Here is a 13,945-nt window from a genome sequence, read left to right as displayed (position 1 = left end):
AAAAAGCAATGTTGCTTTCAAAAGCTTTGGAAATATTTCCAAAGCTTTTTCAGTTGCTCAAATATCAAAGGAGAAATGATGATGAATTATTGCTATGTGTTTATCGGTCCTTCTGGTTCTGGGAAAACTTCACTCGCAGAAGCTGTTTTTCAGCCGGAACAAAAGATCATTACTTACACGAATCGATCACCAAGACCTGGAGAAAAAGATCAAGAGGATTATTATTTTGTATCTGACGATACATTCAATCAGATGATCAAGCGAGACGAATTTGCAGAGTGGGATCAATATGCTCAACATAAATATGGTTCCAGCAAAGCAGAGATTACCAAAAAACTGAAGGAAGGAAATTGTTATGTCGTTTTGACGGCAAATGGTTTTTGGCATTTATACGAGTATTTTGGCACGGTAGTCCGTCCGATCTTTATTACGATTTCTAAAGAAACATTACAATCGCGCCTGAAAAAGCGTGGAGATTCACCCGAACAGATTTCGGCCAGAATGGCAGTTTATGCGGAAGACTTAGCTCAACTGGAACGGTTGGCAGCTATTCCCACACTTTTAGTCGTGTCAAACGATGGAGCGTTCCAAGAAGCAGCAGATAAAATAAAAAAAGGATTATTGATAGAAACAGATTAGCTAAATATCCATAAGATAAGCTGAGAGGCCGCGACAAAAATGGTGTCACGACCTCTCGTTGAACGGTGTTTCAGAAGTAGCTTCTTCGAAAATTATTTCTTGAAGCTCACCACTACTGTCCCACTCTCTTAGCGATCAGCTAGTTGTTTTTCGTATTATTAAGTCTTCATCCTTGTGAAGATGCTTTTATACTCACTTGATTATTTTTTGATACGCTTTTCTTTCACCATGTTCAAAAGGGAATTCAATCATCCCTTGATAAGTGAATCCAGCAGAATAGATGGTCTTTTCCATCGGTTCATTAGCTGGATAAGTATCGATACGGACATCTTGAATATCTTTGCTGGCTGCAATCGTCAATAAATGTTCTAAGAACGGTTTTGCTAGTTTTTTTCCTCGAGTACTTTCTGCTAAAGCAACACGATGAATCGATAAATAAGGACCAGTTGATTTTTTCCAACTACCATCTATTTTTGTGTAAACGGGATCCACGCCTGAGACTAATGCAGCTGTTCCAACAATTTGATCTTCGACTATTAATACATAGCTTTCTTTTCTTTCAATATCGTTCAAAATCGTTTCTTTTGTTGGTTTCTGCCCGTTCTGCCATTGGGGAGAGCCTTGCGAAGCAATAAATTCCGCTGCAGCATCAATAATTTTTACCACTTCTTCTACTTCTTCTTTTCTTGTTAGCCGAATATACACATCCAGTTACCTCTTTTCTGTTTCGTTTTCATTTATATTCTCTAATTTTTGAATCACTTCATACAGTTCAGGAACTTTTGAATAACTTCTAAGCCAATTTTTTGGATGATCCAGTAGTTGACTGATAAGTTCCAAATGATGCATTAGCGACCATTTTTTCAATACTCCGAGTCCTGGAAATTTTTGTTGCTGGTAGAGAGCCAGTAATTCAATCATTCCTGAAGTGATTAAGAGCTGATGATGGTGACGCATGATCCATTTTTTCATTTTATCTCCTGCTTCAAGAAACTTCAATGCTTGATCTTTAGCGGAATCATTACTGTCAGAGACAAAATGCTTTACGCGAATATTACCGTAAGCATCGATATACGTTAGATGGATAGCAAGCGCTCGGCTAGGAAACCCTTTATCGAAATAACGGCTGCCTTCGATCGTGAAATCAGAAAATCCACTATATCCGTCTTCGTGGAAAAAAAGATAGTCATCGCTAAAAAAGTCGTCTGTTTTATCTGCATAACTTTCAACATGCTTTCTCGTTTGAAAAGAGTCACGGATCACAATTTTGTTTTCGGGCAGCCAGATGCGAAAGCGGCTAGCATCTGGTATCAAGAATTTCGAATCGACTCCTGCCAGCTGTTTCCATACCTCTGCGTCTTTTGGGTAGTGTTGTCCATCGAAAATCAGAAACGTTGGAGGTGAATCCAGTACGTCGTTAAGATTTTCTGGCGTTAAAATCTGTGCAGAGACGACAGAGCTATGTTCCTTGACTGTCCAACTGTGCACATGCTGATCGAATAATTTGAATTGTCCTACTTGGGGATTTTGGATCACAGCGATTGGATGGTGCTTTTTTTGAAATAATTCGATCACGTTTTTAAGCGTAGCGGAATCACGTACTGGTTCGATTACCGGATGGATTTTATTGGAGAGCAGTCCTCGCGACAATGCTTCTTTTAATGCTAATAGGTCAAATTGTTTTCCTCTTAAATAAGGATAGTACATATTTTTCACTCCAATGGCTCTGTGGGCAACCGCCGGATCTGCTGTTGTTGCCTTAAGTATTCATAATCATGTTGAAGCGCAGCAACTTCTTCTTGCAACTCATTGATTGCCTGACTAGCTATTTCCTCTAAAAACCGTTCATAATATCGTTCGTTAGAAAATGGATCTTGGTTTTCTGAACGTCTTTTCAATTCTTTGTACAATTGATCTGTTGGAAAATATTTTACGCCTCGCTCCATTTGCTTTGCTTTTCTTACTTCTCTGAATAAAGAAGCCATAAAACGGTTTGTCAAAGCTTCTTCCGGTACAGCAAGCTCCTTCTTTGCTGCTTTTTTCGCAATCATAAATGTACCAGATGCAGGCATTTCCTCTTCGATCGTGTACGGGCGATATACTAGTACACCTATTCCTGTAGGGATCTCTGTTTTCACTTCTTCATATAGTTTACTTGGCAAAACAAAATAATTATAATGCCCGACAAATGACAGTTTGGCTGTAGAACGAAAATCTGCTTTTGTCACTTTCAGCTCATAGCATCGCCATTCTCGGCTTCCATCAAATTTTGTCAAGCAGCTAAGCGTATCTACAATTCCTTGGTCATCAGGCATCGTGACTTCTTCTACGACTAAGCCGCCCTGCTCGATGCAATATTGGTATAATGAGGATTCTATTTCGATGGTTAGCGGGGTTTTCATGTTTTTACCTCCGAACATATTTTCGTCTTACATTTTACATGAAATGATTTTAAAATACTAGACAGAATACACAAGAAACAAAAATAGAAATGATGCTTGCCACGCTAGCACCATTTCTATTTTTCAGATTGACTGATGGACGGAACGTTTTTCTAAATACTGTTGCACTTTTTCGATCCCGATACAAATGACCCAATAAATCAGTGCAACTAAAATATAGAGAGAAAAATAATCGAATGTCCGACCACCTATGATCTTTGCTTTTTGAAATATTTCTGGCACTGTGATCGTTGCCGCTAACGAAGTACCTTTCACTAAATCCATAGCTACGTTACTGAGTGCCGGTACCGAGATTCGAAAGGCTTGCGGCAAAACGATATATTTCAATACCCCAAAGAAAGAAAAACCGGAAGCTAAACCAGCGTCCCACTGACCTGAAGAAACGCCTGCTAGTGATCCTCGATAGATTTCACCAATAAATGCACTGCTGGTAATCGTAAAGCAGATGACTGAAGCCGTTAAGGCACTTAATTGATAAGGTAACCCGAAATATAGCAAGAACAGCAAGACTAGTGCGGGAATACCTCTAAAGAACGATAAATAAAAACGAATAAATACATTCAGAGGTAGCCAATCCAAAAGACCTAGAACTGTCAAAAGTAACCCTACCAAGTTTCCTAAAACAAAAGACACGAAGCCGATCCCTAATGTGTATACCAAGCCTTGCAGTACGAAAGGAAGTGAAGTCCACATGAGGGAAAAATCAATGAGAGGAAAGTACATCAATCACTCACCGACTCAGTCATCGTTTCTTTCGGTTTGACTGAAACATCAGTTTGAAAATATTTTTCAGATATTTTCTTTGTCGTCCCGTCTTCTTTCATCTCTTTTAATACGCCATCGATTTTCTTTTTCAGAGCATCATTTCCTTCTTTCAATAAAAAACCACTTTCGTTTTCATTGAAATAAACGTTCTCCAAGATTTTTACGGGGATATCTGGTAAAGCAGATACGGCCATTTTCTGTAAATAATAATCATTTAAAATAACGTCTGTTCGACCGTTTGCTACATCGCTTAAATATTGATCATTCGTGGCGTTATCGTAAGTGACTAATTTAGCTCCGTATTTTTCCGCTAAACGCATATAGCTAGTATTGGGTTCGCCAGCTGCTTTTTTTCCTTTAAGATCATCAAGTGAGTGGATTCCTGAATCATCTTTTTTTCGTACGATCATACTGTCAAATGAATATTTGAAAGGCTCTGAAAGGGAGAATTTTTTTTCTCTTTCTTTTGTGATACCAAAATCGTTCGCAGCAAAATCTGATTCTCCTTTTGAAACAGAAGTGATTTGTCCATCCACATTGTATTCTTTAAAGGAGACTTTGACATTTAAACGTTTGGCTACCTCTTTTGCCAAGTCTACGTCATAACCAACTAATTCATTTTGATCATTATAATAAGAAGCGGGAAATAGTGTGCCAGAAGTTGCTACTACCAATTCTTTCTTTTTTTCCACATTACTCCAGCTGTGATCTTCTTGGTTAGCGGCAGCTGTACCGCAAGCGCTTAAAATAAAAAAGGTGCTAGTTATTAGAGCAAACAATCTTTTTTTCTTCATTTTTTCTTCTCCTTGTTTCTGCTATTTCCATGGATTTGGTAAATGGAACTGGTGACTTGCTTCAAATAGATAGCCGATTTGAAGCAGCAAATCTTCTCTTCCTCTTGCGGACATAAATTGAATTCCGAGAGGCATGTTTTCTTTTGTCAAATGAGTAGGCAAGCTGATTGCTGGTTGTCCAGTCAGATTAGCCAATTGTGTATAAGGTGTGATCTTCAAGCTGTCCTCAAACATAGAAGAAACAACTTCTAAAGCTTGTACTTCAGAACAATCATGGATGTGTTCCATCTGTGCTCTTATCGTATCACTTTGCAAATCTTCGCTGATTTTAGGGGCGGTAAATGCAGTCGTTGGTGAAAGGAATAAATCATATTCTTGATGCAAGTTTTCCATGGCAATTGCTGCTTCATCCCATACATGCAGAGAATCGATGTAAGTAGCGGCAGAAAGTTTCTGACCATATTGGAACAAAGTCCAAGAGATCGGCTCAAGTTCTTCTTTTCTGACAGTTCGCTGGATGCCTGCTTCAATCGAGTGGATCATTGCTGCTGTCTCTGCGCCATTCATCTGATAATAAGACGTAATCAGTTTACGACCATCTAGTGGATAAGGAATCTCCGTCAAATCATGTCCTTCTTTTTCAAGGAAATCTACAGCTTTTTTTACAGCAAGTACTGCCTCTTCACTAATCTGTGAGTGGATCGGTGAATCAACACAAAAAGCTATCTTCAAACGTTTTTTTCTTGGATGTGTTTGCCATTCAACTGGCGATACTTGATATGGCGCACCGGAATGGATGCTTCTCATCCCATAAAATAAAGCCTCCGTGTCTCTCATAGAAACCGTCAAACCGAAATCAATAGCAGCTCCTTGCCATCCTCGCCAAGCATATGGACCAACTGGCATCGTCCCTCGCGAAGGTTTCAGCCCAATCAATCCGCAAAACGAAGCGGGTATTCTAATAGAACCACCACCATCACTAGCGCCAGCTAAAGGAACGATTCCCGCTGAGACTGCAGCAGCAGCGCCTCCGCTTGATCCGCCCGGTGTACATTCAAGGTTCCAGGGGTTTCTTGCTGGGCCATAGATGACGGGGTCTGTAATATTTTTGAAACCAAACTCTGGCGCATTGGTTTGTCCAAAAGGAACTAGCCCTATCGCTTCTGCTTGCTGTACATAATTGGATGTATGAGAAGCTCGATGTGTTTCAAATAAACGAGATCCTGAAGTAGCTAGCCATCCCTTTTTTTCTTGACCGAGCATTTTTAAAGGGAATGGAATACCTGCCAATGGTCCTTTTTCTGACTGGGGAATCAATCGTTCAGTGGAACTATTCTCGAATGGTTCAAGTGCAACAAACGCATTCAATTCATGATTTTGTTTCTTTATTTTTTTCTGTACATCAGCAGCTAATTCTTGAAAACTAAATTCTTTTTCTTTAAGTCCTTTCGCTAATTCTATTGCATCTTTCATATTATCCTCCTTTTTTGCCCCTGTTATTTTCCCACAAGTTCGTCTAACATACAATGAGTACGCTTGCACAGAAATGAACAGACAAGTGTTTTTTATAAAAAAAGACGAAGATCATGATCGATCTTCGTCTTTTTACTAAGAAATAGTGCGTAATTTACCCTTAAATTCGTCAATAGACGCATATCCTTTTTCTGACATAATCTGAGTTAATTCATTTGTGATTCTAGAAAAGATTTCCGGGCCTTCTTTGTGAAGCTCGGTACCAATCTGCAACATGCTTGCACCGCATAGCAGATGTTCAAATGCATCTTGTCCTGTCCGAATCCCACCTGTACCGATGATTTGGATTTCTGGTTTCAAACGCGTATAAAAAGCGCGGACATTTGCTAAAGCAGTCGGCTTGATATACTCTCCGCCAATGCCGCCGAACCCTTCTTTTGGTTTGATGACCACTGCTTCTTTGTCTGTATCGATATACAACCCATTGCCCACACTGTTGATAGCATTGACATATGTCAACGGGAACTGATTCAAGATATCTGCCATCTGATCAAAATGAGCAAAATCAAAATAAGGAGGCAATTTGATTCCTAGCGGCTTAGAAAAGATGCTGAATACTTCTTTCAGTGTTTCATAAGTGGCCTCAAAATCGTAAGCTAGTTGTGGTTTACCAGGCACATTTGGACAAGATAAATTTAGTTCAGTAATCCCCTTGAATCCACTTTTTTCTATTTCCCCAAGCATTTCCAAGTTTTCTTGGATACTCATCCCGGCGATCGAAAAAAATAATGGTTGATTTGGGTTTTTCTGTGCTTTTTCATACGCAAGAGCATACTCTAGATAATAAGAAAAGCCTAAGTTGGGAAGCCCCATCGAATTGATACTGCCTAAAGGAACATCAAAATAGCGTGGTTCGGGATTTCCTTTTCGTTCATTGATTGTACAGCTCTTAGTGATAAATGCTCCTGCTTCTGAATGAGCCAGCTCGTCTAATTCCTGGGTAGTCATGCAGTGTACACCAGATGCATTCATAAAAGGGTTGGCAAAGGTATGATTGGCAAAGGTCGTTTCTAAACTCAAGTAAATCGCTCCTTCAAACAAGTTATTTTATCTAGTGTATCATGACTAAAAGAAAAATCAACTCTTGTTTTTCAACGAATTTCTTAATCATCCTGTTCGGTTGATAGTACTTCCCCTGTTTCACTATTGATCTTGACTGACATACTTTGATTGCCATCTTTTACTTTGACTTCCCAATAAGTAGTACCTAGATCTTTATCCAGATCCCAATCGGTTGCTGTACCGCTTCCTACTTTATCGACAGCAATCTTTGCTGCTTCCTCAATCGTGATCAATTTATCAACAGCTAGACCATCTTCTTTTTTCTTTTGACCATTTTGATCCTCTCGATCTAGCGTTTCTGGATTCTCTGTTTCCATTTTTTCATTCTGAGCATCGATTCTTGCTTCATATTCTTTTTGATCATCGACACCTTCTATCTTGTAGAAGTAAGATCCCCAATCACTATCTAGTTCCAAACTAGTAATAGCAGTATCTGGATACTTATCTTTAAACAATTCAATCGCACGAGCTGCAGACACTTTGATAGCTGACTGGCCCATTGCCTCACTCGAATTCTTTGTTTGACTAGATGAAGATGTACTTGCGTTTGTTGAGGATTCCGATACCTGAGAAGAGCGTTGTTCACTGCTGGAAGATGTATTCCCAGATGTTCCTTGATTGGTGTTTGATTGACAAGCAGCTAAAAACAAAGCCGCAAATAAACTAGTATAAATAACAGTTTTCTTCATTGATTTTATCTCCTTTATTATAAAATAGTATTCTATACAAGTATAACGAAGAAAAAAATTTCTGTCATGTATAAAAATTAAAGAACAACGTTATTATTATGAAAATAAAAAAGAAACTAAGTTTTAGAGACAACCCTAGAAGTTAGACTAACATCTCACTTCGGGAGCATCATAACACTTAGCTTCCATTTATTAAATAATTAAATAGCTTTTAAACTGCCCATTTATATCAATTATGCACGATGCATTGGGATATCATTATTTCCAGGTTGAACAAGCAGATATTGAATTACATCGATATTGCTTGACTCAAATGAAGCTGCACAAGCTTGTAAATATAAATCCCACATTCGATAGAAGGAATCACCCATTTCTTTCGTGACTTGATCTTGGACTTGATGGAAATTTTTTGTCCAATGCTCTAATGTCAATTGATAGTCACGACGCAAACTTTCTAAATCGATCAATTGCAAATCGTTTTTTGTAATATTATCAACTAACTCAGTAACACCAGGAACATAACCGCCAGGAAAAATATATTTATTGATCCAAGCATTTGTCGCACCGCCTTGTTGTCGGCTGATTCCATGGATCAAAGCTGTTCCTTTTGGTTTCAATAAATCTTTTACGACTTTGAAATAACCTTCAAGATTTTCAGAGCCTACATGTTCGAACATACCTACGCTTGTGATATGATCAAACGTTTCGCCTTTTAGTTCACGGTAATCCATTAATAATACACGGCATTTATCTTCTAAATGTTCTTCTTTGATTTTTTTGGTGATCAAATCGTATTGTTCTTCACTTAGAGTGATCCCAGTTGCTTTGACGTTATATTCTTTGGCAGCAGTGAACATCAATGTTCCCCAGCCACAACCGATATCAAGCAACGTTTCGCCTTCTTTGATAAAGAGTTTGTCTAAAATATGATGGACTTTATTGATTTGTGCTTGTTCCAACGTATCTTCAGGTGTGTTGAAATAGGCACAAGAATAAGTCAAAGTTGGGTCTAGCCAAAGTTTATAAAAGTCGTTACCTAAGTCATAATGCGCATGGATATCTTCTTTGTTTTTTTGTTTTGTATGTTTTTCTTTCTTTGGCAGCCATTTTAGATAATCTTTTCCTCGTAAAAAACTGTTTGCTTGCTGATAAGCATCGTTGATCAATGCTTGGATACTTCCCTCGATCTCGATTCGATGATCCATATAGGCTTCTCCTAGTGCCAAAGAAGCGTTGCTTGTAATCTCTTTCATTGGGATTTCTTCATGGATATTGATTTTGATTTGGGGAGGAGTGTCCGTATCTCCGTATTGTTTCGTTGTACCGTCCCAATAATTTACTTCGACAGGGAGCGAGAAAGAACGTGAAAATAATTGATTGTATAAAGTTTTCTCTAACATGATTTTCCTCCTTAAAAAAACTACCCTATTACGTTAATACTAAAAAAGAAAAGAATCAACTAAGAAGTTTAATTTTTTCAGAAATTTTTCAAAAACTACTTTATTTTTCATTTTTTTCACATTCATTGTCGCACAAATCGCTTAAACTTGTCATTCGACACGCTTATCTTTGAATTTTGTCTTAGCAAAAACCCATAGAAGCAGCAAGACAGTTATCATTGTTTGGACACTTAGCATCAAGATAAAGTCAAAGTGGATAAACCCTACAACTGCTGCTACCATGGATCCTATCCCCATCACATTCAGCATCAAATTTGCACTCTCTTTGAATGTATGAATGGATGAAAGTTGGCTTTTTCTTGTCATCCACAAGAAAAAGGAAGCCCCGAATAAAATGAGACTCGTCATGACAAATAGGACAAGACCAAGACTTAAACTATAAGATAAAATGATTGTTGGACGATTACTGGCATAAAATTCTCTTTCTAAAAATCGTTGGAAATCTTCGGGCGTACGTACAGAATCTGGTTGGAAAGATGGACTATAATTCATCGTATAGCGGCGTATACCAGATTTATCCTTTTGCTGGATCACCCATTGTTCCTTCTCAAAATCAATAAAAGTTCCATGATCGGCTTGTTGTTTCTCAGATAAAGACACACCTACCAAAATTTCAGGGGTCACAGCTATCGTTTGTTGCGATGATTGTAACCCAGTTTCAGATAATTCAAGTTCAGAAAATTTTTTGGTTCCTTGTTCATCGATCAACGAATGAACAGATAGAAATTGTTCTAATGGAATCGCTTGGATCTGATTGGCATAAAAAAGAGTCACAGGCATGACCATCAAGGAAACTAAAAATACAAATATCAAGAAAAATTTTGGCCAGGATAATAGTTTGCGTCCCGCAAACACTTGAGTTGGCGTACGTAAAGTGGAAAAATAATTTAACGGAAATGTTTGCATGATCCTTTGCTCCTATCCTTTTGTTCCGCCAGATGTCAGGCCGGTAACAAAGTTCTTTTGTAAAAAGAAGAATAATAGACAAATCGGTAAAGCAATCAAAATTGCTCCAGCAGCAAAGAGGGAGACCCTTTGATTTGTCACATCAGAAATAAATGTTTGCAGGCCGACAGCAACAGTCTGATTTTCAGGTGTTCGAAGCAAGAACTTCGCTAACATGAAGTCGCCAAAAGGTCCCATGAATGCCCATAATGCTTGAACGGCGAGCATTGGTTTGACAAGAGGTAATACAATCTGGAAAAAAATCCTGAAATGTCCTGCCCCATCAAGTTTAGCAGATTCATCTAAATCTATTGGTACTGTGTCAAAGTATCCTTTCATCAGCCAAGTATTCATTGGAATCCCACCGCCTATATAGATCATCGTCAAGAACCAATACTTATCTAGCGCCTCTAATAAGAAAGCCATGACATAAAAGGCAGTCAGTGCTGCCATAGTCGGTACCATCTGAATCACTAAAAAGAACATCAAACTTGATTTGCGGCCGATAAAACGATAACGGCTATACGTATATCCGGCTAAAGTTACTACAGTTACTTGTACGATCATCGTTAGGACAGAGATGATTAACGTGTTTTTATACCAAGTCCCGTAAAGTGTTTCACTGAACAGCCGCGTGAAATTCCCTAAAGTCCAGTCGCTTGAAAAATCCAAACTGAAAGCCGCAATGTTTCCTGACTTGAAGGCAGTACTTGCTGTGATCAAAAGCGGATAGATAATAATGACTGATAACAGCAAAAGAAAAAAGTAAGTAAAAAAGTGAGAAAGCCGTTTTTGGAATCGTGCACTCGAATGAAATTTTTTCATTGTTTAATCCCCCATATTGAACGCATTTGTCTTTTTGAACACTAGCAAAGATACGCAGATAACGATGATGGAGATAATCAACGTGATGGCTGAAGCCATAGAATACTGCGGAGAAGTTCCAGTCGTAAGTTTATAAATCCATGAAATCAGGATATCAGTAGAACCAGCTCCTCCACCCACGCTTCCGGGGCCTCCATTGTTAAATAGGTAGATCATAGAAAAATTATTGAAATTCCCAGTATATTGGGTAATAAACGTTGGTGCTGCAACTAGAAATACAGCTGGAAGTGTGATATTTGAGAAACGTTGCCATGCATTTGCTCCATCGATTTTTGCTGCTTCATACAAATCTTCAGAAATCGACTGTAAAATCCCTGTAACCATCACATAGATATAGGGAAATCCTAACCATCCTTGAACTAAGATGATTGCCACTTTCGTCCAGTTCGGGTCCGTTTTCCAAGAGATTGCACTGATATCTACAAAAGGAAGCTGGTTTATGAAAGGAATCACTTGAGTATTGATGGCACCTACGCTATCGTTGAATATATTCGAAAAACTCATGATAGTAATAAAAGCTGGGACCGCCCATGGTAATAAGAAAATGATACCGAAAATACGTTTGAATTTAATAAATTTCTGGTGAGCAACAACCGCTGTGAGAATACCAAGGGTGATTTGCAAAGTTGTTGCACATAACGTCCAGATCACGGTCCATGAAAAGACTGCAAAAAAAGTATTGCGATATGAACTCAAGAAGAAGATGCTAAAAAAGTTTTTAGCCCCTACCCAATCAATCAAACTAGCTGGTGGAATATGATTAAAGTCATAATTGGTAAATGCAGTAAATAATGTGACTAAGACTGGGAAAATGATAGTAAAAATCATGAGAAGATACGCGGGAAGTGTCAATAGATAAGGAAAACCTTCATCACCTATATTATGTATGACTTCCTTCATCGTCCGATTGATTTTTTTGCCCTCTTTACGCATCCTTGCTACTCGATAGGCGTCTAAAAGATTCAAAGCGTAAAAAATCAAGAAAATGATCGTAATGATGAATTGCAAAGTGCCTTCAATCAAAATAAATAATGAATGATCTTCCATTGGTATACTTCCCAAAGTAACCAATCCTATCAATGCATGAAATCCGCCCAAGAACATCTGACCAATGAATAGGACGAATATGGCGAAAAAAACGATACCTTTAAAAGTTTGGCCATTTACAAACTGCCCCATCCCCGGAATAAGTGAACAAAGCGTGATTTTTTTTTCGTTGATCTGGCTTGTTTTATCTTGCTGCATCTGAATGCCCCCTCTAAACTTGCTGAACCGCAAACTACTTTTAAGATAATGGCAACAAGAGCAAGATAATTTTCCATCTCGCTCTTGCCACCTCTATCTGAAGCACCTGTTCCATTTTTTATAAAAATGGACGGTTATCATTTTAATCAGTATTTTTGTTCTATGGCTTCACTGATTGTTTTCACTGCTTCATCTGCGGATTCTTTTGGTGTTTTTGAACCTGATGCTGCATCGAACATCAAGTTTTCTGCACCTGTCCAAACTTCACCCATTTCTGGTATGTTTGGCATTGCTTGAGCTGTTTCATATTGTTCGATCACAGCTGTTGTTAATTCATCGTTTTTAGCCTTTGCTGTTTCCCGAGCTTGTTGGTTTGCTGGGATTTCATTTACCATTTCAAAGAATTTCTCTTGATTCTCCTGATTCGTTACATAATCGAGCCATTTTTGAGAGAGATCTTTGTTTTTAGCGTAATTGCTGACTACCCATCCTTTTCCTCCGCCAAATGGTTGATAAGGCTGTCCATTGTTTAGAGTAGGAATTTTTGCAACACCATAATTGATATTGTTTTCTTTGTATGTTTGCGCTTGCCATGGGCCGTCAATAATTGCTGCAGTTTTATTGGACATGAATTGCTGGCTGGCGAAGTCTCCTGCACTTTTTATGTCTTGCATTCCCTTAGGCCAAACATTTTGGAACCAATCTGTTGCATAAGAAATTCCTTCTACAGCACCTGCATTATTCAAACCGATATCAGAAGGATCTGTACCATCATCACCGAATACATAGCCACCGTAACCTGCAATCAAACCATAGGAATAATAAAAGTCAGTCCATTTAGCTAAAAATCCTGTATTTTTTCCTGCTTCTGACTCAAAAGCAAAACGACTGTCTTTGGATAGATTTTCCAAATCTTTAAACGTCGCTGGTGCTGTATCGACTAAATCTTTGTTATAGTACAAAACAAGGGTCTCGATTACTGCAGGCTCTCCATAGATTTTTCCATCATAAGTCACTTGGGCCTTGTCTGTTTCATCGTAAGCTGATTCATTTCCCAGTTTTACTTCCGCCAGATGTCCTTGCTGTCCTAACGCACCGATCCGGTCATATGCTGCCATCATAACGTCAGGTCCCTTTCCAGCAGGACCATCTAACGCTAATGATTCTAACTGATCGAACATGTCCTTTTCTACCAGCTTGATCTTCACATCGTTTTCTTTTTCGAATGTATCTTTTATTTCGTTTATATAATCTTTATATCCAGAATCAACGGAGACTGTTAACGTTTTTCCTTCTTCCGTGTCCCCTTCTGCTGAAGAATTACCATTGCCACAAGCCGCTAATCCGCCTAAGATTCCTAAAGAGACTAACCCTAAACCTAATTTTTTCGCGTTTCGTTTTTTCATCTTCATTTCCTCCTGTGTATTCAACGTGCTGTTACACCATTATTATAATGGGCACAAACC

General features: G+C 38.5%; 14 protein-coding genes. 1 reads left to right on the top strand and 13 read right to left on the bottom strand.

Annotated features, from left to right (window positions below; translation table 11 throughout):
- Positions 1–81: 81 nt before the first annotated feature.
- Entirely contained in the window at positions 82–639 is a 558-nt protein-coding gene (locus QK255_RS06505) for a guanylate kinase (protein ID WP_024636323.1), read from the top strand.
- A gap of 192 nt (positions 640–831) precedes the next feature.
- On the opposite strand, the gene QK255_RS06500 is transcribed toward QK255_RS06505, so the two are convergent.
- From QK255_RS06500 to QK255_RS06440, 13 genes are all read right to left on the bottom strand, one after another.
- Complete coding sequence (locus tag QK255_RS06500; RefSeq protein ID WP_002290750.1) at positions 832–1,344, bottom strand: GNAT family N-acetyltransferase; 513 nt, start codon at positions 1,342–1,344, stop codon at positions 832–834.
- 6 nt (positions 1,345–1,350) lie between these two features.
- Positions 1,351–2,346: a sce7725 family protein gene (locus tag QK255_RS06495; RefSeq protein WP_002290748.1), complete on the bottom strand. Its 996-nt coding sequence runs from the start codon at positions 2,344–2,346 to the stop codon at positions 1,351–1,353.
- A 5-nt stretch (positions 2,347–2,351) separates the two neighbouring features.
- Positions 2,352–3,041: a hypothetical protein gene (locus tag QK255_RS06490; RefSeq protein WP_002290743.1), complete on the bottom strand. Its 690-nt coding sequence runs from the start codon at positions 3,039–3,041 to the stop codon at positions 2,352–2,354.
- Positions 3,042–3,164: 123 nt separating this feature from the next.
- Entirely contained in the window at positions 3,165–3,824 is a 660-nt protein-coding gene (locus QK255_RS06485) for an amino acid ABC transporter permease (protein ID WP_002290742.1), read from the bottom strand.
- Positions 3,824–4,660 (bottom strand): transporter substrate-binding domain-containing protein, encoded by an 837-nt coding sequence (locus QK255_RS06480; protein ID WP_002290741.1) that lies wholly within the window; start codon positions 4,658–4,660, stop codon positions 3,824–3,826. Before QK255_RS06480 ends, QK255_RS06485 begins: the two co-directional genes overlap by 1 nt.
- Before the next feature lie 21 nt (positions 4,661–4,681).
- Positions 4,682–6,133 carry an amidase gene (locus QK255_RS06475; protein WP_002290740.1) on the bottom strand — a complete coding sequence of 484 codons (1,452 nt, stop codon included), beginning with the start codon at positions 6,131–6,133 and terminating at the stop codon, positions 4,682–4,684.
- 135 nt (positions 6,134–6,268) lie between these two features.
- Entirely contained in the window at positions 6,269–7,213 is a 945-nt protein-coding gene (locus tag QK255_RS06470) for a dihydroorotate oxidase (protein WP_002290739.1), read from the bottom strand.
- Between the two features lie 83 nt (positions 7,214–7,296).
- Positions 7,297–7,944 (bottom strand): PepSY domain-containing protein, encoded by a 648-nt coding sequence (locus QK255_RS06465; RefSeq protein ID WP_002290737.1) that lies wholly within the window; start codon positions 7,942–7,944, stop codon positions 7,297–7,299.
- A gap of 233 nt (positions 7,945–8,177) precedes the next feature.
- On the bottom strand, positions 8,178–9,344 hold the full coding sequence (locus QK255_RS06460; RefSeq protein WP_002290735.1) for an SAM-dependent methyltransferase: 1,167 nt from the start codon (positions 9,342–9,344) through the stop codon (positions 8,178–8,180).
- A 150-nt stretch (positions 9,345–9,494) separates the two neighbouring features.
- Positions 9,495–10,310: a maltodextrose utilization protein MalA gene (locus QK255_RS06455; RefSeq protein WP_002290733.1), complete on the bottom strand. Its 816-nt coding sequence runs from the start codon at positions 10,308–10,310 to the stop codon at positions 9,495–9,497.
- A gap of 12 nt (positions 10,311–10,322) precedes the next feature.
- Complete coding sequence (locus tag QK255_RS06450; RefSeq protein ID WP_002290731.1) at positions 10,323–11,174, bottom strand: sugar ABC transporter permease; 852 nt, start codon at positions 11,172–11,174, stop codon at positions 10,323–10,325.
- A 3-nt stretch (positions 11,175–11,177) separates the two neighbouring features.
- Complete coding sequence (locus QK255_RS06445) at positions 11,178–12,479, bottom strand: carbohydrate ABC transporter permease (RefSeq protein ID WP_002290728.1); 1,302 nt, start codon at positions 12,477–12,479, stop codon at positions 11,178–11,180.
- A gap of 146 nt (positions 12,480–12,625) precedes the next feature.
- Positions 12,626–13,885 carry an extracellular solute-binding protein gene (locus QK255_RS06440; RefSeq protein ID WP_002290727.1) on the bottom strand — a complete coding sequence of 420 codons (1,260 nt, stop codon included), beginning with the start codon at positions 13,883–13,885 and terminating at the stop codon, positions 12,626–12,628.
- Positions 13,886–13,945 lie beyond the last annotated feature (60 nt).

Origin of the sequence: Enterococcus sp. ZQ21 (assembly GCF_030053755.1) — a bacterium.
Lineage (GTDB): Bacteria > Bacillota > Bacilli > Lactobacillales > Enterococcaceae > Enterococcus_B > Enterococcus_B lactis.
The sequence above is the reverse complement of the archived record's forward strand: the minus strand, read 5'-3'. Positions and strand labels throughout refer to the sequence as shown.